Consider the following 21,062-nt stretch of genomic DNA (forward strand, 5'->3'; position numbering starts at 1 on the left):
CTGATTTTTTAATCTGCGAGCTTTGGCATGCACTAGACGCCATCATCCGCTGTCTTGTCTGTGACGATGAGGGGCTCGATTCCCCAGTCGCCAGACAAATACCAATCCTCTCCGAACATCTCGGCCGGATGCATCGTACGGTCGGAGCCATTGCCGCATGCCAGGGACTTGGCCGGACAATACCGGTCACATCCCCAACAGATCCGCTCGGGGTGCTTGGGGTTGACGGGGAAGTTCTTGGCCATTTCGATCTCCGGTCATTGAGAGACGTTCTTCCAACCTACAGCCTTTGTGCAAAACCATCCTTGATGGATATCAAGAATCGACATCGAGCGACTGCCCTCCCTATCGCGATCCTGGAGCTAAGCTTCTAACGGTTTAATTGATCAAAACTTGATAACAATCATTATTGTTCGCAGCAAAGCTTCCTAGACTCGGGTTCCTACTCGTCAGTGCTCAGGAAGACATTATGCGTACCCACCTCTCACTCGCCCTGCTCTTGCTCGTACCGCTGGCTCACGCAAAGGAATACCCGATCGGGGAACCACAGCTGTGTCAGGGGTTGGAAGTCGGGGCGGTGTATCTGCAACCGATCGAGATGGCCCCGGCTGGCATGATGCGCGCTACTGTCGATTCTGATGTTCACCTGGAAGCTGACATTCGGGCCACCGCGGACAATCGACAGGGCTTTCAGGAAGGCAGTTTCGTGCCTTACCTCAATGTCTCGTTCAACTTGAGYAGAGCGGGTAACCCGGACGAAATCAAGGGCGACTTCCATGCCATGGTCGCCAATGACGGCCCGCACTATGGCGACAATGTGAAGCTGCTGGGGCCGGGCAAATATCGGCTGACGTTCACCGTGCTACCACCCACCGGTCACGGCTCCCTCGGGCGTCACACCGATAAGGAAACCGGTGTGGCGCCCTGGTTCGAACGCTGCGAACTGCACTACGAGTTCATCTACGCCGGCATCGGTAAAAAAGGCGGCTATTGAATGAAGCGCCTGCATCTTGCCTGGCTGATCGTGGCCGGAACAGTTGCGCCGTTGACGGCGCATGCCGAGTTGCCGAGCTTTGAGCTGACCCTGCGCGATGGCCACTTCTCCCCTGCCTTGCTTGAGGTCCCGGCCGGACAGCGCTTCAAGATCGTCCTGAAAAATAGCGGTCAGGGGCCGGCCGAGTTCGAGAGCACGCCGTTGCGGGTTGAAAAAGTACTGTCGCCGGGCGTGACAACCTTCGTCGTCATTCACCCGCTCAGGCCCGGCCACTATCCCTTTTTCGACGAGTTCAATCCGCAATTGCCCGAGGGCGGCATCCTCGCGAAATAACCTGTTAGCGCACGGAGCTTCCATGAATCAATCAATGTTCATCGTCTGGCGCGAAAGCGTCGAGGCGTTGCTGGTGATCGGCATTCTCCAGGCCTGGGCCAGCCAACAAGGCCAGCGTCATCGCTTGGTCAAATACCTGTGGGCGGGTGTGATGCTGGGGTTGATGCTCTCGGGCCTGCTGGCGGTGTTGATTCTGTTTGCCGGTGAGGCCATGAGCGGGTCGGCCAGTGAATGGTTCCAGGCCGCACTCGCACTGTTTGCCAGCCTGTTAATGGTGCAAATGGTCGGCTGGATGCACCGTCACGGGCGCACCCTCAACCACGATTTGCGACGGCACGCCGATAGCCACCTGGCTCGACAAGGAGGCGCAGGTCTATTACTGCTGGCCATGCTCGCGATCAGCCGCGAAGGCAGCGAAACGGTGGTATTTCTCTATGGCGCCGGCGCCCGGTTGCGAGGTCCGCAGCTCGGTTTGTTTGCCGTCGGCGGCGTGTTGGGGCTGGTGCTGTCCGCGCTGACCATTACGCTGCTGCACAGCAGTCGCCGCTTCATTTCATGGCAACGATTCTTTGCCATCAGCGAAGTCATCTTGCTCATGCTCGGCGCGGGGTTGCTGGTCAGCGGCACCGAGCGAATCGGCGGCCAACTGCTCGCCCTGGATGTGCCGGACGTGGTTTACAGCCTCGTAGGCGAATCGCTTTGGGACGGCAGCGCGTGGCTGAGCGACAGCCATGGATTGGGTGGCTTTCTGGCCAGTTTTGTCGGTTATCGCGCAACGCCCAGCGGCATGACCCTACTGGTGTGGGTCGGTTACTGGCTGGTCGTCAGCGCCTGGCTACGCCAACGGGCTGCAGAGAAAGTCCCATGCCTGACCTGAGCCGGCACAATCGATGGCTCCAGCGCCTGGGTGACGGGATGCGTCGCCATGCGTCCGTCATCCGTGCGCTGCAGTGGACTGTCGTAGTGTTTTACGCAGTGCTGTTGGTGACCCCGGCGCTGTTGCCGTTGCCGGACAGCCAGGCACGGATACTCGACAACCTGACCTTGCTCGCGCAGTTTTTATTCTGGGGAATCTGGTGGCCGTTCGTGTTGCTGTCGATGGTGTGCTTCGGTCGACTCTGGTGTGGCGTTCTGTGCCCGGAAGGTTCGCTCAGCGAATGGGCCAGTCATTACGGCAAAGGCCTGGGTGTGCCGCGTTGGTTGCGTTGGGGCGGTTGGCCCACATTGGCGTTCTGCCTCACGACCCTCTACGGCCAATTGATCAGCGTCTATGACTACGCCCAGGCCGCACTGTTGATTCTGGGTGGCTCAACCGTCGCAGCGGTCATCGTCGGGTTGTTGTTCGCCCGGGGCAAGCGGGTCTGGTGCCGTTACCTGTGCCCGGTCAGCGGGGTTTTCGCCCTGCTCGCAAGGCTGGCCCCCGTGCACTTTCAGGTCGATGAGCAACGCTGGATAGAGAATGCCGCGCCACGCCTGCCGCCCCCCAACTGCGCTCCCCTGCTCGATATCCGTCGCCTGCAAGGCGCCAGTGATTGCCACGCCTGCGGACGCTGCAGCGGGCAACGCGGCGCCGTGCAGCTGATCGCCCGCTCCAGCAATCAGGAGATTCTTCACGCAACCGCGCAGGCGCTGTCCCCTTGGGATACACGCTTGCTGCTGTTCGGCGTGATCGGCTTGGCCATGGGCGCGTTTCAGTGGACGGTCAGCCCATGGTTTATCGCCCTCAAACAAACCCTGGCCCAGTGGCTGGTGGAACACAACCAGCTCTGGGCCTTACGGGACAACGCCCCCTGGTGGTTGCTGACCCATTACCCGCAACTCAACGACAGCTTCAGCTGGCTCGACGGCTTCAGCATTGTCGCTTACTTGAGTGTGAGTTCGATCATGCTCGGCACGGCGTTGATGCTGCTCCTGCGCCTGACGGCCCGACTGGCGCGAGATCGCGCACTGTATTGGCCTCTGGCGCTGACACTCACGCCTGTGGGTGGTGCCGGACTGTTTCTCGGGCTGTCGGCCACCACCGTCAAATTACTGCGTTATGAAGGTCTGCTGCTGGAGTGGGTACAACCCGCCAGGGCCTGCCTGCTATTGGCCGCCATGGGGTGGAGCCTGCTACTGGGTTGGAAACGGCTGAAACACGAAGGTATTCCCCTGGCTCGGCGCGTGTCGGGTGGAGTTTGCCTGTTCCTCGCCAACGGCCTGATCGGGTTTGGCTGGTGGTTGCAGTTCTGGGGCTGGGCTTGAGTTTCCCCAGCCCCCGTTACCCCCGCAGCACGAAGGCTGGGAACAACTCGCGCATGGCCTCCCACAACTCTGGCAACAAGGCTTGTGCCGAAATGCTTGGCAGTAGCGGATCGAACATCCGCTCAGTGCGGACCAGTTGCACGGCGAAGCGTTTGACGCCGAGCGCACTCAAGCGTTTTGCCAGGATCAGCAGACGCGCCGGCTCGAACAGATGCCAATGCACTGTGGTGCGACATTCGTAGTCCACACCACTGGCCAGCAGATGCTCAAGGCTGCGCCAGTTAGCCGTTCCGCTGCCCTCGACCCGGGTGATAGCCAGGCAATCTTCGGGCAACGCCTTGACGTCGAAACCGACCCAATCCGCGCCAGTCAGCGCCTTGGCGAAGGCCGCAGGCTTGATGCCTGCGCTGTGCAAGCCGATGCGAAATCCCATGTCCCGCACTTCATCCATGGCGCCGAGCAAACCGTCTTGCAAGGTCGGCTCACCGCCGCTGAACACCACGGCATCGAGCAGGTCCTGACGACGTTGCAGAAACACCAACACCCGCCGCCAATCCACTTCCTCACTGCCGCGAGGCGGAATCAGCTGCGGGTTATGACAGTAACGACAACGCCAGGCGCAACCCTGGCAAAACAGCACGCAGGCGAGCTGTCCCGGATAGTCGATAGTGGTCAGGGGCACCATGCCCCCGACCCGAAGCATTCGACTCATTGGCGCCCGGCCAGGGCTGCGCCTTCAGTGAAGTGCACCCGCTCGCGGTGCTCCGACTGTTTACCTGGATTGAACGCTGACACAGGACGGTGATAGCCCATCACGCGGGTCCAGATTTCGCAGCGTTGGCGTTGAGCCTGGGGCAGAGTTTGCGATGCAGTCATGGTGAAGCTCCTTGCGGTTGAGTGGATCAAAATCAATGAACGGTGCCAGCCTTCTGTTCTTGCAACAGCAGGACCTCGTCACATTTGGGGCAGAACTCATGTTCGCCATCGAGGTAGCCGTGCACCGGGCAGATGGAGAACGTCGGGGTCACGGTCAGGTACGGCAGGCGGAAACGTCCAAGGGCCTTGCGCACCAGTTGCTTGCAGGCCTGCACCGAGGAAATCCGCTCGGCCATGTACAGGTGCAAGACCGTGCCACCGGTGTATTTGCATTGCAGTTCGTCTTGAAGTTCCAGGGCCTCGAAGGGGTCTTCGGTGTAGCCCACGGGCAGTTGCGAGGAGTTGGTGTAATACGGTGCCTGCGCACTGCCCGCCTGGAGAATGTCCGGATAGCGCTTGAGGTCTTCCTTGGCGAAGCGGTAGGTGGTGCCTTCTGCCGGTGTCGCTTCCAGGTTGTAGAGATGTCCGGTTTCTTCCTGGAACCGCAGCAAGGTGGCACGTACATGGTCCAGCAGATTCAGGGCAAACTGTCGGCCATGTTCGGTGTGCATGCCCTCCTCGTCGCCGGTGAAATTGCGCAGCATTTCATGCAGGCCGTTGAGGCCGATGGTGGAAAAATGGTTACGCAAGGTGCCCAGGTAGCGCTTGGTGTAAGGGTACAAACCGGCATCCATGTGGTGCTGAATGACCTTGCGCTTGACCTCCAGGCTCTCCATTGCCAGCTCCATCAGCGTGTCCAGGCGTCGCAACAAGCCACTGGTGTTGCCCTTGAACACATAGCCCAGGCGTGCACAGTTGATGGTCACCACGCCGAGCGATCCGGTCTGTTCCGCCGAACCGAACAAGCCACCGCCGCGCTTGAGCAACTCGCGCACATCGAGCTGCAACCGGCAGCACATCGAACGCACCTGATTGGGCTGCATGTCCGAATTGAGGAAGTTCTGGAAGTACGGCAAACCGTAACGCGCCGTCATCTCGAACAGACGGTCGGCGTTCTCACTGTCCCATGGAAAGTCATGGGTGATGTTGTAGGTCGGGATCGGAAAGGTGAACACTCGCCCTTTCGCGTCGCCAGCCTGCATCACCTCGATGTACGCGCGGTTGAGCAGGTCCATTTCGACTTGCAGATCACCATAGGCAAACGGCATCTCCTCACCGTCGATGACGGGTATCTGCTCACGCAAATCCTGCGGGCAAACCCAGTCGAAGGTCAGGTTGGTGAACGGCGTCTGGGTGCCCCAGCGCGACGGCACATTGAGGTTGTAGATGAACTCCTGGATCGCCTGGCGCACCTCCTGGTAACTCAGCTGGTCCTTGCGCACGTAAGGCGCCAGGTAGGTGTCGAATGAACTGAACGCCTGGGCACCGGCCCATTCGTTCTGCAGGGTGCCGAGAAAATTCACCATTTGCCCCAGGGCACTGCTCAAGTGCTTTGGCGGACCGGCTTCGACACGCCCCGGCACACCGTTGAGCCCCTCGTGCAACAGAGTACGCAGCGACCAACCGGCACAGTAACCGGCGAGCATATCCAGGTCGTGCACATGCAAATCCGCCTCGCGGTGGGCCTGGCCGATGGCCTCGCTGTACACCTCGTCCAGCCAGTAGTTGGCGGTGACCTTGCCCGACACGTTCAACACCAGCCCGCCCAGGGAGTAGCCCTGATTGGCGTTGGCCTGGACCCGCCAGTCTTCACGGTCCAGGTATTCATTCATAGAAGTCGCCACCTCGACCATGGTCCGGCGGTCGCGGCGCAAACGCCCGTGCTGTTCGCGGTAGACGATGTAGGCGCGCATGGCGAAGAAGTAACCGGCATCCATCAATACCCGTTCGACCCGATCCTGAATCTGCTCGACGTGCAACCTTGGCAGCCCTTCCAGTCGGGCGAGTACCGCCTGAAGCAAGCCTTCAACCTCAACCTCGGTGTACTCCCCTGTCGCCTTGCCGGCGGCGATCAATGCCTGGCGGATCTTGTCGGCATCGAAGGCGACCAGACTGCCATCGCGTTTGTGCAAGCGGTTACATCCCACTGAGATCAGCGTGCTCTGCATTTGGCCTCCAGATACTACATATAGATGTTCATACACAAACAAACACAACATGCAGTGAAGACTACGGACAAAGTGCTGTTCTGCAATTGATCGATATCAAGATTTGCCGGTGAAAAAAACCGCCCGAAGGCGGTGAAGGGAAAATCGGTGTGAACACTGTGGCGAGGGAGCTTGCTCCCGCTCGGCCGCGAAGCGGTCGCAATCCTGCAAGCTCGATTTGTCTGAATAATCGTGGTGCCTCATTTAGGGTTGCTTCGCAACCCAGCGGGAGCAAGCTCCCTCGCCACAAGTATTGTGTTTAGCAAACTCTTTCCTTAACAGAACAGCTCAACCGCCACTCATGTTCATGAACCGCACAATCTGCACCTCCCCTTCGGGGTTGAAGTCGTGGCGCAATGGCTTGCCGCGCAAAGCCTTTTGCACCGCATTGATCAGCGGCTGGTCGTCCAGCGGATAACGCCGCAGCAATCCACGCAAATCCAACGCGTCGTCCTGGCCCAGACAGAGCAAAAGCTTCCCTTCAACGGTCATCCGCACCCGGTTGCAGGTGCCGCAGAAGTTATGGCTGTTGGGTGAAATGAAACCGATCCGGGTATCGGGATGGCGTTCCAGACGCACATAGCGCGCCGGTCCGCCGCTGTTTTCAGTGCTGTCGAGCAACCGGTGACCACTGGCGATCAGCGCCCGGACCTCATCGCTGGAACAAAACGATTCACCCCGTGACCTGCCGACATCGCCCAACGGCATTTCTTCGATGAAACTGATATCGATGTGCTGATCGATGGCGTACTGCACCAACGCCGGGACTTCATCGAAGTTGCGCCCCTTCATCACCACGCAGTTGAGCTTGATCCGCTCAAACCCCGCGTCCCGCGCCGCTTCAATGCCACCCAGCACCTGATCGAGATCGCCGTTGCGTGTGATTGCGCGAAACTTCTGTCCGTCCAGACTATCGAGGCTGATGTTCATTCGCTTGACGCCTGCCTCCGCCAACGGCCGGGCCAGACGGCCCAACTGCGAGCCGTTGCTGGTCATCACCAGTTCGCGCAAACCGGGCAATGCGGCGATGTTGCGGCACAGTTCGACAATGCCCGGACGAATCAGCGGCTCGCCGCCGGTGAGGCGGATTTTGCGGACGCCCAACCCGACGAACAACGTTGCCAGGCGCTGCAATTCCTCCAGCGTCAGGACCTGCTGACGCGGCAGGAAGGTCATGTTTTTCGCCATGCAATACACACAGCGAAAATCACAACGGTCCGTCACCGACATCCGCAGATAATCGATCTGCCGTCCAAAACCATCCTGCATGACAGCGTTCATCACATCTCCCGGTTTGTCTCGATGCTCACTGCACCAGCGGTGAGTCGGCGCCCTGCAAGTGGATGCCACGAATATCCGCCGCTCCGATCAGGGTTTGCAGGTACTGCACCAGCGCTTTTTGCCAGACGCCCTGCTGCAACTGCGTGCGGATCGCCGTCGACACCACTTCATAAGGCAACGGCATGCCTTCAATCCGCTGATCGACACTCACCACATGCCAGCCGTAGCGACTTTCCAGCGGTTTACTGGCCAGGCCGGGCGCCAGCGTGAACAGCTGACGCTCCAGTTCCGGCACGGTCTGGCCCTTGCTGATCTGCCCCAGAGAACCGCCTTGAGCCTTCGACGGGCAGGCCGAATATTTCACCGCCAGCTCGGCGAAACTGCCGGGGAAATCCTCCAGACGTTGCAGCAATATCTCGGCCTGAGCATGCGCAAGGCTGCGAGCCTCGACATCATCCGGCGCGCACTCGAGCAGGATGTGTCGCACCGCCAGCAACGGCGCGCTGTGAAAGCGCCCGCGATTGTTTTCGTAGTAGCGCAGGCTGGTTTCCTCGTCGCACTGCGGCACGTGCACCTCGCGTTCGAGCAACAAACGCGTGGCCGCTTCTTCTTCGTTCTCACCAGCGCCGATCTCCAGCGCCAGGCCGAGTTCGGCAATGCGCTGCTGCAACAATTCGCGGATCACCAGTGCCCTGGCGGCCAGATAGACCGCCTCTTCACGGCTTTCGGCCGGGTGATATTGCAGCTGCTGGGCCATTGCCTCAGGCGTGATCGACACCCCGTTGACGCTGATGATCGGCCACTCCTGTTCGCTGCTGGCGATCAACTGCACCGGGGCGTCTTCGGCCGCCGCCGGCTCGACCGGCAGTGCTTCAAACTGCGCGATGTCGACAACTTCCGGCACCGTAAGCTCTGCATTTTTAGAAGAACCGCAGCCACCGCTGCCGCCGTTACCGCCGCCACATCCACATCCACCTGACATGATGTTCTCCTCAGACTTTCTGCCGAACGATTTGATAACGACGCCCCAGGTACCAGATCGGTGCACTGACGATGTGTACGAGACGGGTGAAGGGGAACAACACGAACAGGGTCAAGCCTAGAAACACATGCAGCTTGTAGGTCAGCCCGACCGGCGCAATGGACGCCGCCGCTTCCATCGGCCGCAACAGCACGGTGTTCTGCGCCCAGTCGGCGAGCATCACCATCACCGAACCGTCCATGTGCGCGGTGGACGCTGCAATCGTCAGCAAACCGAGCAGCAACTGCACCAGCAGCACCAGCAGAATCAAAATGTCCGAAGCGCTGGAGGCGGCACGTACCCGAGGATCGGTGAGCCGCCGATTGACCAGCATCAGCAAGCCGATCAGGCACAGCAGGCCGAAGAGCCCGCCGGAGACCATCGCCAGCAACTGCTTGTTCTCGGTGCTGATCACATGGTGATAAACCGATGCAGGCGTCAGCAGGCCGACGAAATGCCCGGCCAGTACAAACAGCACACCGATGTGGAAGAGGTTGCTCGCCACGCGCATGCCGCGCTGGTTGAGCATCTGGCTGGAGCCAGCCTTCCAGGTGTACTGCGACAGATCGAAACGGGCCCAACTGCCAATCAGGCAAATCGCCAAAGCGACATAGGGATAGATCCCGAACAACAACAGGTTCCATTTAGACATTGCCTACCTCCTTGGCTGGCACGGTGGCCAACCCTTCATGCTGAAAATCCACCCAGTGCAACGGCACGGCGCTTTCTTCCCGGGCCTTGCCCGGGGCGCCAGGCAACGAACTGCAACGGTCTTGCTGTTCGGCCTGGAGAAAGTCCACGGCCTCCTCTTCCCAGATCTTGTCGAGGGCTTCGAGGGAGTCGTCGCGCGGTTCCGACGCCACCTGCGCCCGCAGGTCGGCCACCGCCTGATGCGGCTCGGCCCCGGCGATTTGCAGCAACGCCCGGAAGCAACTGGCATAGGCGCTTTCGCGCTCTTCCAGACGCGCCGCGAGCAAGGCCAGCAAGTGCGAAACATCCGCCAGGCCCTCGCGGGCCTCGAGGTCTTCGCGGGTGGACAGGAACTCCAGGTACAGCGGGATATAGTCCGGCAGCTCCTTGACGCCGATGGCAAAACCGGCGGCTTCGTATTGCGCCATCATGTCGACCATGGCCTGGCCACGATCGCGGGATTCGCCGTGCACATGCTCGAACAACAGCAACGACAGCGAACGCCCCCGGCCGAACAGCGCGCCGTAGTGCTCCTGCCCGTCCATCAGGTCATTGGCGCAGATCAACTCCAGCAATTCGAACAACGCACCGCGCTGTTTAGGGCTGATTTCCCGTGACTGGATAATCGCTTGCTCCAGTTCGTCGCGCCCGCCAATCAGCGTCTCGGTCGGATAGTCGAGCAGCAGCGAAATCACTTTGAGAATTTGCATGCTCATTCCTCCCACAACTGGACGGTTTTCAGGACGTCGCGGCGGTTGGCTTTCTTCGCTCCGAACATGTTGGTGTCGGAGCTGCCGCTGCAACCGCTGCCGAAACTGAAGCCGCAACCGGAGCGCTCGGCAAAGGCGTCGCTCATGGCGTCTTCACGGTGGGCACTCGGTACCACAAAGCGGTCTTCATAGTTGGCAATCGCCAGGTAGCGATACATCTCTTCGACCTGGGCCACGCTCAAGCCGACGTCCTTCAACACTTGCAGGTCCTGAACGCCATCGACTTGCTCGGAACGTTTGTAGGCGCGCATCGCCAGCAAGCGTTTAAGTGCGCGCTTGACCGGTTTTTCATCGCCCGCTGTCAGCAGGTTCGCCAGGTACTTCAGTGGAATACGCAGGCTGTCGACATCCGGGATCACCCCGTTCATGCCCACGGTGCCGGCAGTGGCGGCGTTCTGGATCGGCGACAGCGGCGGCACGTACCAGACCATTGGCAAGGTGCGGTATTCCGGGTGCAGCGGCAGTGCGAGTTTCCAGTCCACGGCCATTTTGTAGACCGGCGAACGCTGGGCGGAATCAATCACCGACTGCGGTACGCCATCGGCCAGGGCCTGGCGAATCACTGCCGGGTCATTCGGATCGAGGAAGATCTCCAGTTGTTTCTCGTACAGGTCTTGCTCATTGGCGGTGCTCGCCACTTCGCTGATGCGGTCGGCGTCATACAGCAGCACACCGAGGTAACGGATACGCCCGACACAGGTTTCGGCGCAAACAGTCGGCATCCCGGCTTCGATACGCGGGTAGCAGAAGATGCACTTCTCGGACTTGCCGCTTTTCCAGTTGAAATAGATCTTCTTGTACGGGCAGCCGCTGATGCACATCCGCCAGCCACGGCATTTTTCCTGGTCGATCAGCACAATGCCGTCTTCTTCACGCTTGTAGATCGCCCCGCTCGGGCACGACGCTGCGCACGCCGGGTTGAGGCAGTGCTCGCACAGGCGCGGCAAATACATCATGAAGGTGTTTTCGTATTCGCCGTAAATGTCCGCCTGGATCTTGTCGAAGTTCTTGTCCTTGCGGCGCTTGGCGAATTCGGTGCCGAGGATTTCTTCCCAGTTCGGGCCCCATTCGATTTTCTCCATGCGCTTGCCAGAGATCAGCGAACGCGGGCGCGCAGTGGGCTGATGCTCGCCCAGCGGCGCGGTATGCAGGTGCTGGTAATCGAAGTCGAACGGTTCGTAGTAATCGTCGAGGCTCGGCAGGTCCGGGTTGGCGAAAATATTCGCCAAGACCCGGAATTTACCGCCGATGCGCGGGTTGATCGTGCCGTTGGCATTGCGGATCCAGCCGCCCTTCCACTTGTCCTGGTTTTCCCATTCTTTCGGGTAACCGATGCCGGGTTTCGATTCGACGTTGTTGAACCAGGCGTATTCCATGCCTTCGCGGCTGGTCCAGACGTTCTTGCAGGTAATCGAACAAGTGTGGCAACCGATGCACTTGTCCAGGTTCAGCACCATGCCGATCTGTGAGCGAATCTTCATCTCAGTTCTCCTCGATATCGGTCGGCAGAGGACGCGGCAGGTCATCGCCGTTTGAGCCATCGAGCCAGTCGACTTTGGCCATTTTGCGTACCACGACGAATTCATCGCGGTTGCAACCGACCGTGCCGTAATAGTTGAAACCGTAGGCCTGCTGTGCATAGCCGCCGATCATGTGGGTCGGTTTGAGCACCACGCGGGTGACCGAGTTGTGGTGGCCGCCACGGGTCTTGGTGGTTTCCGAACCAGGCACGTTCACGATCCGTTCCTGGGCGTGGTACATCATCACCATGCCGTCCTTGACCCGCTGGCTGACCACCGCTCGTGCGGTCAGCGCGCCGTTGGCGTTGAAGCATTCGATCCAGTCGTTGTCTTCGATGCCGGCGCGTTTCGCGTCGTTCTCCGAGAGCCAGACAATCGGCCCGCCGCGGCTGAGGGTCAGCATCAGCAGGTTGTCGCTGTAAGTGCTGTGGATGCCCCATTTCTGGTGCGGAGTAATCCAGTTCAGGACGATTTCGGTCTCGCCGTTGCTGCGCTTGCCTTTCACCCCTGCAATGGTGCGGGTGTTGACCGGCGGGCGGTAACTCATCAGTTGCTCGCCGAATGCCTGCATCCACGGGTGATCCTGGTAGAACTGCTGGCGACCGGTGATGGTGCGCCATGGGATGGCTTCGTGAACGTTGGTGTAGCCGGCGTTGTAGCTGACGTGATCGTCTTCGAGACCCGACCAGGTAGGGCTGGAAATGATCTTGCGCGGCTGCGCCTGAATGTCGCGGAATCGGATCGCCTCGTGTTCCTTGGATAACGCCAGGTGGCTGTGATCGATGCCGGTAAATTCCGACAACGCAGCCCAGGCCTTGACGGCGACGTGGCCATTGGTTTCCGGCGCCAGGGACAGAATCACTTCAGCAGCATCGATCGCCGAGTCGATTTTCGGCCGACCATGACTGATCCCGGCAGCCCCTTCGCGGTGATTGAGCGCACCGAGGAATTTCACTTCGGCGTCGGTGTTCCAGTTGATGCCCTTGCCACCGTTACCGTGTTTTTCCAGCAATGGCCCCAGCGAGGAAAACTGCTTGTAAATGTTCGGGTAATCACGCTCCACCACATGCAGGTTCGGCGCGTTCTTGCCTGGCACCGGGGCCACGCCGGCGCTTTTCCAGTCGGTGCCGCCAAAAGGTTGAGCCAGTTCACCGACGCTGTCGTGCATCAGCGGGATGGTCACCAGGTCCTTCTCAACGCCCAGATGCCCTTCAGCCATGCTGGAAAAGGCCTTGGCGATGCCTTTGTAGATTTCCCAGTCGGAACGCGATTCCCACGCCGGGTCGATGGCGGCCGACAACGGGTGAATGAACGGGTGCATGTCCGAGGTGTTCATGTCGTCCTTTTCGTACCAGGTCGCGGTCGGCAAGACGATGTCGGAATAGACGCAGGTCGAGGACATGCGGAAATCCAGCGTGGTGACCAGATCGAGCTTGCCGATGGCGCCCTCGTCCACCCATTCGGCTTCTTCGGGTTTGCAATCGCCGACCTGGCCGATGTCTTCGTTCATCACCCCGTTCTTGGTGCCGAGCAGGTACTTGAGCATGTACTCGTGGCCCTTGCCCGAGGAGCCCAGCAGATTGGAACGCCAGATAAACATGTTGCGCGGGAAGTTCACCGGGCTGTCCGGCTGTTCGCAGGAGAAGCGCAGCGAGCCGTCTTGCAGCGACTTGACCACGTAGTCTTTCGGGTCCATGCCGGCTGCCGCGGCATCGCGGCAAATGTGCAGCGGGTTGGTGTTGAGTTGCGGTGCGCTGGGCAACCAGCCGGCGCGTTCGGCACGGATGTTGTAGTCCAGGGCATGCTCGGGAAACTGTGATTTATCGGCCAGCGGCGAGAGCACGTCGTGCATGCTCATCTTCTCGTGGCGCCATTGCGAACTGTGGGCGTAGAAGAAGCTGGTGCCGTTCATCTGCCGTGGCGGACGGTTCCAGTCCAGGCCGAACGCCAGGGGCAGCCAGCCGCATTGCGGACGCAGTTTTTCCTGACCGACATAGTGCGCCCAACCGCCACCGGTCTGGCCGACACACCCGCAGAGCATGAGCATGTTGATCAGCCCGCGGTAGTTCATGTCCATGTGGTACCAGTGGTTCATCGCCGCGCCGACGATGATCATCGAGCGCCCCTTGGTCTTGTCGGCGTTATCGGCGAACTCGCGGGCGATCTGGATCGCTTTCTCGCGGCTGACGCCGGTGATCTGCTCCTGCCAGGCCGGGGTGCCGGGTACGCTTGCGTCGTTGTAGTCCTTGGCGACGTTAGCGCCACCCAGGCCACGATCGATCGCCAGATTGGCGGCCGACAGGTCGAACACAGTGGCGACTTTGGCCACACTGCCATCGGCCAGTACCACGTTGTGCACCGGCACGCGGCGGTATTGCACGRCATCGCCAGCGACGTGCTGGAAGTGCTCGTGGGACTCGCCAGCGAAATACGGGAACGCCACTTCGGCGATGTCATCGCCGATCAGGCTCAGCTTCAGATCGATCTCACGCCCTTCGCCGCCTTCACGAGGCAGGATGTTCCACTTGCCCTTCTCGCCCCAGCGATAACCGATGGAGCCCTGAGGAGAAACCAGTTCACCGCTGACATCCAGCGCGATGGTTTTCCATTCCGGGTTGTTTTCCTGGCCGAGGTTGTCGGTAAGGTCCGAGGCGCGCAAGAAACGGTCCGGCTGGTAACCGGCGCCCGGCGCCTTGTCGACCATTTGTTTGAGCAGCACCAGCACCGGCAAATCGGTGAAGCGCTTGGCGTAGTCGGTGAAATACGCGCTCGGTTTGTCCAGGTGAAACTCTTTGAAGATCACATGATTGAACGCCTGGGCCAGCGCCGCATCGGTACCCTGCTTGGGGTTGAGCCACAGGTCGGTGAGCTTGGCGACTTCCGAGTAGTCGGGGGTGATGGCGACGGTCTTGGTGCCCTTGTAACGGACTTCGGTAAAAAAGTGCGCATCGGGGGTACGGGTCTGCGGGACGTTGGAGCCCCAGGCAATGATGTAGTTGGAGTTGTACCAGTCGGCCGATTCCGGCACGTCGGTTTGCTCGCCCCAGACCATCGGCGAGGCCGGTGGCAAGTCGCAGTACCAGTCATAGAAACTCAGGCACGCACCGCCGATCAGCGACAGATAACGCGAACCCGCGGCATAGCTGACCATCGACATGGCCGGAATCGGCGAGAAACCGACGATCCTGTCCGGGCCGTATTGCTTGATGGTGTAGACGTTGGACGCGGCAATGATCTCGTTGACTTCCTCCCAGTTGGAGCGAATGAAGCCCCCCATGCCGCGCTTGCTTTTATAGGAGTCGGCCTTGGCCTTGTTCTCGACAATGCTGGCCCAGGCTTCCACCGGCGCCATGGTCTGCCGCGCCTCGCGCCAGAGCTTGAGCAACGGCTTGCGGATTTTCGGGTACTTGAGGCGGTTGGCGCTGTAGATGTACCAGCTGTAACTGGCGCCACGCGGGCAACCGCGGGGTTCGTGGTTAGGCAAATCGTTGCGAGTGCGCGGGTAATCGGTCTGCTGGGTTTCCCAGGTGATCAGGCCGTTCTTGACGTAGATTTTCCACGAGCACGAGCCGGTGCAGTTCACCCCATGGGTGGAACGCACGATCTTGTCGTACTGCCAGCGCGAACGGTAGACGTTCTCCCAGTCGCGAGACTCTTTGCGAGTCTCTCCATGACCATCGGAAAACTCGTTTTGCTTGCGATTGAAAAACCGCAGTTGATCCAGTAAATGACTCACGGTGTGTCCTCTCAGGCTTGCTGCGGGGTTCTGCGCCCCGCCCACGCAATGGTTGGATTCAGGTCGTCTCAGCAGGGTGTCGCGGCGCCTTTGCGCGCGTACCACCACCAGGTCACCACGATGCAGCTCAGGTAAAAAACGACGAACATGTAGAAGGCCATCTCAGGGCCGCCGGTCTGGGCCATCGAAGTGCCGAAGGATTTGGGAATGAAGAACGCACCGAAGGCGCCCATGGCCGAACTGAAGCCCAGGACGGCGGCCGATTCCTTGCCGGCATCCTTGAGCGCCTGTTCACGCACGGCTGGCGATTTCCCGGCCGAGGCTTTTTCGTGCTGCGTGCGGAAGATCACCGGGATCATCCGGAAGGTGGAGCCGTTGCCCACGCCAGTGGTGATGAACAGCAGCATGAACAAGCCGAGGAAGCCGTAGAAGCTGCCGCCCGCGCCGTTCTGCGGCAAGAAGTGCATCACGCCGAAGACCATCGCGATCATCGCCACGAAGTTCCACAGGGTCACTTTCGCGCCACCGAGCTTGTCCGCCAGCCAGCCACCCAATGGCCGCACCAGAGCGCCAACCAGTGGGCCGAGGAAGGCGAATTTCAAGGCAATGACATCCGGAAAGGAGGTTTTGATCAGCAGCGGAAACGCGGCGGAAAAGCCGATGAACGAACCGAAGGTCGCCAGGTACAACCAGCACATCAGCCAGTTGTGCTTGCGCTTGAAGATCACCGCCTGTTCGCTGAACGAGGCCCGGGCGCTGGACAGGTCATTCATGCCGAACCAGGCCAACACTGTCACCAGGACGATAAATGGCACCCAGATGAACCCGGCGTTCTGCAGCCACAACTGACCGCCGTCCGGCAACGCTTGCGGCGAGCCACCCATGAAGCCGAACACACCGAAGGTAATCACCAGCGGCACGCAGAACTGCATCACCGAGACGCCCAGGTTGCCCAGTCCGGCGTTGAGGCCCAGAGCTGTGCCCTGTTGGGACTTGGGATAGAAGAAGCTGATGTTGGACATGCTCGAGGCGAAGTTGCCGCCACCGAAACCGCAGAGCAAGGCAATCACTACGAACACGCTGTATGAGGTGCTCGGGTCCTGCACGGCGAAGCCCATCCAGATCGATGGCAACAGCAGCGAYGCGGTGCTCAGGGCAGTCCAGCGCCGGCCGCCGAAGATCGGCACCATAAAGGAATAGAAGACCCGCAAGGTCGCACCGGACAGCCCCGGCAATGCCGCCAGCCAAAACAGTTGGTCGGTGGTGAAGCTGAAGCCGATGGCGTTCAAGCGCACAATCACCGTGCTCCAGACCATCCACACCGCAAAGGCCAACAACAGCGCAGGAATGGAAATCCACAAGTTGCGAGTGGCGGTCTGTTTGCCGCTACTTCCCCAGAACGCGGGGTCCTCGGGGCGCCAGTCATGAATGACCGGGCCTTTGTCAGGCGTTTGCAGAACGGACATGTTCTTCTCCTTGGGCAATGCTGGAAATCGGGGACGGGATCAGCAGCGGCTCTTTACCAAGCACCGGGCTTTTGCGTATTTCGCTGAAGTACATCCAGGTGAGGGAGACCCAGACCACGCCGTACATCAACATGAAGCAGGAAGAGCGCACGCCGGTGAGGTCCACCAGGGCGCCGAACAGGATCGGCAGCACGAAACCGCCCAGGCCACCCGCCAGGCCAACGATGCCGGACACCGCGCCCATGTTTTTCGGGTATTCATTGGCGATGTATTTGAAAACCGAGGCCTTGCCGAATGCGAAGGCGATGCCCATGACGAACAGCAGCACGGTGAACAACGCGGGGCTCAGGCCAATGTGGAAATCCAGCGGGCCGTCGATGGTCTGCACTTGCAGTTGGGTCTGGGGATACGAGAGCAGGAACAGGCAGATCCAGCTGACCCACAACACCCACCAGGTCACGCTTTGCGCCCCCCAGCGATCCGACATYCAACCGCCGACGGCACGCAGTACGCCGCCGGGCAGGGAAAAACAGGCCGCCAGCAGCGCCGCGCTTTGCAAGCTGAAACCGTATTCCTGCACGTAGTACTTGGTCATCCACAGTGCCAGGGCAACGTAGCCGCCGAAGACGATCGAGTAGTACTGGCAGTAGCGCCACACCGCAGGATCTTTCAGTGAGCGCAGTTGCTCACGCAAGCTGGCGCCCGTGGCACTACGATGGCCCTTGTTTTCTGAGGTCAGGAACCAGAACAGCAGCGCAGTGATAAACAAGATCGCACTGAAGACTTTCGGCACCAGCTGCCAGCTGCCGGCGGCGATCAGCGCCGGGGCCAGGAACTTGGTCACCGCCGACCCGGCGTTACCGGCACCGAAGATGCCCATGGCGAAGCCCTGGTTCTCCTTGTCGAACCATTTGGCGACGTAGGCAATCCCAACGGAAAACGAGCCACCGGCCAGGCCGACGAACAAACCCAGTACCAGGAACTGCCAGTAGGCGGTGGCGTGACTGATCAAGTACAGCGGCGTGACGCAAGTCAGCATCAGCAGGAAAAACACGCAGCGCCCGCCAAATCGGTCGGTCAGCAACCCCAGCGGCAAACGCACCAGCGAGCCGGTCAGCACCGGGGTCGCGGCCAGCAGGCCGAATTGGGTTTCGTTGAGCTGGAGCAATTCCTTGATCGGCACGCCGAGCACGGCAAACATCATCCAGACCATGAAGCACACAGTGAAGGCCAGCGTGCTCATGCCCAGCACCAAGCCTTGTCGTACACGCGGTTGGGTCACAATGCTCTCCCGTCAATTAGCCATGGCGGCAGACTAGAGAGGCAAACCCCGCAAAAACTTGACCCAGGTCAACGATGCCCATGAGGGCCTAAGCCTATGCTTAGCCCGCCTACCTCCAAGGAGGTAGTGCAAGAAAACCTTGAAAACCTTTATTTATCAGCTTGTTAAGGGTTTCAACCCACGCTTTTGCCGACAAGGAACTGTCGACAACTCTTTAGAGGTAGCTCGCCCAGGAACGGCGGCAAAACCCCACGCTGGAACGTGCATGCTCTGTTTTCTTATCGCTTTCCCGGACCTGCGCCGATGATCCGCTGGTTGCGCAGCTCCCTGCCCGCTCGCGCCGGGCTGGCGGTGATCCTGATCGCCGTGCTGGCGCTCGCCAGTTCATTGAGCGCCGGGCTGATCGCCTGGTTCAGCCAGGGCGATGCCGCTGCCATCAACACCGCAGGCTCGGTGCGCATGGAGACCTATCACCTGAGCTGGAAACTCGCCGCTGGCGTCGCCGACGAAGAAATCACCACCATCATCGACAGCCTGCAAAACCGCTTGGACAGCCACTCTCTCAAAGCGGTACTGGAAGATGGCCCGACCACCGCATTGCAACTCAGTTATGGGCAAATCCAGCAACACTGGAATGAGGATTTGCGTCCGGCCCTGGAGCGCGGCGATGCGGCGGCCTTTCAGGCTCAGGCGCAGTCCTTCGTTGAGCAACTGAACCAGTTCGTCGATCTGTTGCAGCGCCAAAGCGAACAAAAGCAAGGTTGGCAACAGGCGATCCAGGGCCTGGCCCTGTTCACCACCATGATCGTCCTGCTGCTCGGGCTCTACGAACTGCAGTACGGCGTCGTTACCCCTTTGAAGGAGTTGGTGGATGCAACCCAGCGCTTTSGTCGCGGCGACTTCAAGGTGCGGGTCAACCATCAGTCCGAGGATGAGCTGGGCCAGTTGGCCATGAGTTTCAACACCATGGCCGAGACGATCGAAGAGTCGCATCGCACCCTGGAAAGTCAGGTCCGGCAAAAAACCCTGAACCTGCAACAAGCCAATGCCGCCCTGGAGCTTCTGTATCAAAGCAGCCGAAGCCTGGCCACACGCCTGGCCAATGCCGAAGGCCTGGATGAGTTGATTCGGCGCTTCCAGCAACGCCTGCCCGGCTTGCGCCTGTCGCTGTGCCTGCAGGGACAGTTGCAGGCACCGGCCCAGCAGTTGCTCGCCCTGCATGGCGCGAACATCCGGGAAGTCTGTGCCAGCAGCGACTGCGCCACGTGCCAGCGACACCCTAAAACCAACCCGCAAATCTTCAGCATCAGCAACCAGGGCAGTGAACTGGGGGAACTCAAGGCGCACTTTGTCGACGGGCACCCCATGCAAGCCTGGGAAACCCAACTGATCCAGGCCCTGGCCAATCTGATCGGCACCTCGCTCTCGCTCAAGCGTCAACGGGAACAGGATCATCGCCTGCTGCTGCTCGAAGAACGCACGATCATCGCCCGCGAGCTGCACGATTCACTGGCCCAGGCCCTGTCCTACATGAAGCTGCAAGTCAGCCGCATGCAAACCCTGATGCGCCGGGGCGAACCGGTCCAGACCCTGGAAACCGTCACCAGCGAATTGCGCGAGGGACTGAACAATGCCTATCGCCAGTTGCGCGAGTTGCTGACCACGTTTCGCTTGCAGATTCACGACGCGGGACTGGTACAGGAACTCAAGGACACGGCCGAGGAGTTTTCCCGTCGCGGAGAACTCCAGGTGCACCTGCACGTCGACACGCTGGCCTTTCAGCTATCGGCCAGCGAACAAATCCACATTTTGCAGATCACCCGCGAGGCGCTCTCCAACTGCCTGCGCCACGCCCATGCGCAAAACGCCTGGCTGCAACTGCGCCAGGATGGCGAGACCGTCAGGTTGTCGGTCGAAGACGACGGGCGTGGGTTCAGTGGCAATGTCGACCAGCGCGAACACCACGGCCTGAACATCATGGATGAGCGGGCTCGCAGCCTGCGCGGCCAACTGCAGATATTTTCCAGGGAGCCCCAAGGCACCCGTGTCCAACTGGAATTCCACCCGGAGTTTCTCGGGCAGCAAACAGAAGGTAGCGCCACATGACCCCGTCCCCACAACACAAAATCCTGCTGGTAGACGATCACCCGATGATGCGTCACGGCATTCGCCAGATGCTCGAACTCGAAGATGATTTCCTGATCGTCGGCGAAGCCAGCCAGGGTGAAGAAGCACTCAGTCTGATTGAGCCGCTTCAGCCGGACCTGGTTTTGCTCGACAACAACATGCCGCAAATGAATGGCATCGAAACCCTGCGCCGGCTACGAGCCATGCACTACACCGGCAAAGTCCTGCTGTTTACGGTATCGGACGCCGAAGACGATATTCGCGATGCATTGCGCCTGGATGCCGACGGCTATCTGCTCAAGGACATGGAGCCCGAACTGTTGATTCAGTACATCCGCGATGCCCTGAACGGCGCGCTGGTGATCAGCCCGGGACTGACCCAAGTCATGGCGCAAGCACTGCGTGCTCCTGCGCGTCAGGCCGTGGTGGAACTGACCGAGCGTGAGCGTCAGGTGCTGAAAACCATCGCCAGCGGCTTCAGCAACAAGGTCATCGGGCACAAACTGGGCATCACCGAAGGCACGGTCAAGGTTCACGTCAAAAACCTGTTGCACAAACTCGGCTTGCGCTCACGAGTAGAGGCGGCGGTGTGGGCCATGGAACATCTGCGCAACGCCGGCTGAAGGGTATTCCTC

At 60.1% G+C, this 21,062-nt stretch carries 18 protein-coding genes; 6 read left to right on the forward strand and 12 right to left on the reverse strand.

Features of this window, described 5'->3' with window-relative positions; genetic code table 11:
• Nucleotides 1–32: 32 nt before the first annotated feature.
• Nucleotides 33–245: a DUF3079 domain-containing protein gene (locus AC1DIS_RS18695; protein ID WP_018927823.1), complete on the reverse strand. Its 213-nt coding sequence runs from the start codon at nt 243–245 to the stop codon at nt 33–35.
• Nucleotides 246–469: 224 nt separating this feature from the next.
• Between AC1DIS_RS18695 and AC1DIS_RS18700 the strand changes: the two genes are divergently transcribed.
• Genes AC1DIS_RS18700 through AC1DIS_RS18715 form a run of 4 tightly spaced genes read left to right on the forward strand, consistent with a single transcriptional unit; the run spans nt 470 to nt 3,571 of the window.
• Nucleotides 470–994, forward strand: a complete 525-nt coding sequence (locus AC1DIS_RS18700; protein WP_018927822.1) for an iron transporter — start codon at nt 470–472, stop codon at nt 992–994.
• Nucleotides 995–1,327 (forward strand): cupredoxin domain-containing protein, encoded by a 333-nt coding sequence (locus tag AC1DIS_RS18705; RefSeq protein ID WP_204125089.1) that lies wholly within the window; start codon nt 995–997, stop codon nt 1,325–1,327.
• A gap of 22 nt (nt 1,328–1,349) precedes the next feature.
• A complete protein-coding gene (locus AC1DIS_RS18710; protein WP_349746806.1) occupies nt 1,350–2,204 on the forward strand; it encodes an FTR1 family iron permease in 855 nt (284 codons plus the stop codon).
• Nucleotides 2,192–3,571 (forward strand): 4Fe-4S binding protein, encoded by a 1,380-nt coding sequence (locus AC1DIS_RS18715; RefSeq protein WP_018927819.1) that lies wholly within the window; start codon nt 2,192–2,194, stop codon nt 3,569–3,571. Before AC1DIS_RS18710 ends, AC1DIS_RS18715 begins: the two co-directional genes overlap by 13 nt.
• 16 nt (nt 3,572–3,587) lie before the next feature.
• Here the strand turns inward: AC1DIS_RS18715 and AC1DIS_RS18720 are convergent, their stop codons facing one another.
• From AC1DIS_RS18720 to AC1DIS_RS18770, 11 genes are all read right to left on the reverse strand, one after another.
• Nucleotides 3,588–4,283 (reverse strand): anaerobic ribonucleoside-triphosphate reductase activating protein, encoded by a 696-nt coding sequence (locus tag AC1DIS_RS18720; RefSeq protein ID WP_477743998.1) that lies wholly within the window; start codon nt 4,281–4,283, stop codon nt 3,588–3,590.
• Nucleotides 4,280–4,447 carry an anaerobic ribonucleoside-triphosphate reductase gene (gene nrdD, locus AC1DIS_RS18725; protein WP_028940864.1) on the reverse strand — a complete coding sequence of 56 codons (168 nt, stop codon included), beginning with the start codon at nt 4,445–4,447 and terminating at the stop codon, nt 4,280–4,282. The genes AC1DIS_RS18720 and nrdD overlap by 4 nt, the downstream gene beginning before the upstream one ends.
• A gap of 32 nt (nt 4,448–4,479) precedes the next feature.
• Nucleotides 4,480–6,495 carry a ribonucleoside triphosphate reductase gene (locus AC1DIS_RS18730; protein WP_018927816.1) on the reverse strand — a complete coding sequence of 672 codons (2,016 nt, stop codon included), beginning with the start codon at nt 6,493–6,495 and terminating at the stop codon, nt 4,480–4,482.
• A gap of 327 nt (nt 6,496–6,822) precedes the next feature.
• Complete coding sequence (gene moaA, locus AC1DIS_RS18735) at nt 6,823–7,815, reverse strand: GTP 3',8-cyclase MoaA (RefSeq protein WP_477743997.1); 993 nt, start codon at nt 7,813–7,815, stop codon at nt 6,823–6,825.
• A 25-nt stretch (nt 7,816–7,840) separates the two neighbouring features.
• Nucleotides 7,841–8,797 carry a peptidylprolyl isomerase gene (locus AC1DIS_RS18740; RefSeq protein WP_477743996.1) on the reverse strand — a complete coding sequence of 319 codons (957 nt, stop codon included), beginning with the start codon at nt 8,795–8,797 and terminating at the stop codon, nt 7,841–7,843.
• Between the two features lie 10 nt (nt 8,798–8,807).
• Nucleotides 8,808–9,488: a respiratory nitrate reductase subunit gamma gene (gene narI / locus AC1DIS_RS18745; protein WP_018927813.1), complete on the reverse strand. Its 681-nt coding sequence runs from the start codon at nt 9,486–9,488 to the stop codon at nt 8,808–8,810.
• Nucleotides 9,481–10,236, reverse strand: a complete 756-nt coding sequence (gene narJ, locus AC1DIS_RS18750; protein WP_138867333.1) for a nitrate reductase molybdenum cofactor assembly chaperone — start codon at nt 10,234–10,236, stop codon at nt 9,481–9,483. Before narJ ends, narI begins: the two co-directional genes overlap by 8 nt.
• Before the next feature lie 2 nt (nt 10,237–10,238).
• Complete coding sequence (gene narH, locus AC1DIS_RS18755; protein ID WP_018927811.1) at nt 10,239–11,777, reverse strand: nitrate reductase subunit beta; 1,539 nt, start codon at nt 11,775–11,777, stop codon at nt 10,239–10,241.
• 1 nt (nt 11,778) lies between these two features.
• Nucleotides 11,779–15,552, reverse strand: coding sequence for a nitrate reductase subunit alpha (locus AC1DIS_RS18760; RefSeq protein ID WP_477781021.1), 3,774 nt, complete (start codon nt 15,550–15,552; stop codon nt 11,779–11,781).
• Between the two features lie 68 nt (nt 15,553–15,620).
• A complete protein-coding gene (locus AC1DIS_RS18765) occupies nt 15,621–17,018 on the reverse strand; it encodes a NarK family nitrate/nitrite MFS transporter (protein ID WP_111454555.1) in 1,398 nt (465 codons plus the stop codon).
• Nucleotides 16,996–18,300, reverse strand: a complete 1,305-nt coding sequence (locus AC1DIS_RS18770) for an MFS transporter (protein WP_477781022.1) — start codon at nt 18,298–18,300, stop codon at nt 16,996–16,998. The genes AC1DIS_RS18765 and AC1DIS_RS18770 overlap by 23 nt, the downstream gene beginning before the upstream one ends.
• A gap of 303 nt (nt 18,301–18,603) precedes the next feature.
• On the opposite strand from AC1DIS_RS18770, the gene AC1DIS_RS18775 reads away from it, so the two are divergent.
• Together AC1DIS_RS18775 and narL are read left to right on the forward strand one after the other, a co-directional pair.
• The gene (locus AC1DIS_RS18775; RefSeq protein ID WP_477781023.1) at nt 18,604–20,406 is read left to right on the forward strand and encodes a HAMP domain-containing protein; all 1,803 of its coding nucleotides are present in this window, start codon (nt 18,604–18,606) and stop codon (nt 20,404–20,406) included.
• Nucleotides 20,403–21,050, forward strand: coding sequence for a two-component system response regulator NarL (narL, locus tag AC1DIS_RS18780; RefSeq protein WP_018927806.1), 648 nt, complete (start codon nt 20,403–20,405; stop codon nt 21,048–21,050). The genes AC1DIS_RS18775 and narL overlap by 4 nt, the downstream gene beginning before the upstream one ends.
• Nucleotides 21,051–21,062: the final 12 nt, after the last annotated feature.

It is taken from the genome of Pseudomonas sp. 05N433 (genome assembly GCF_056396925.1).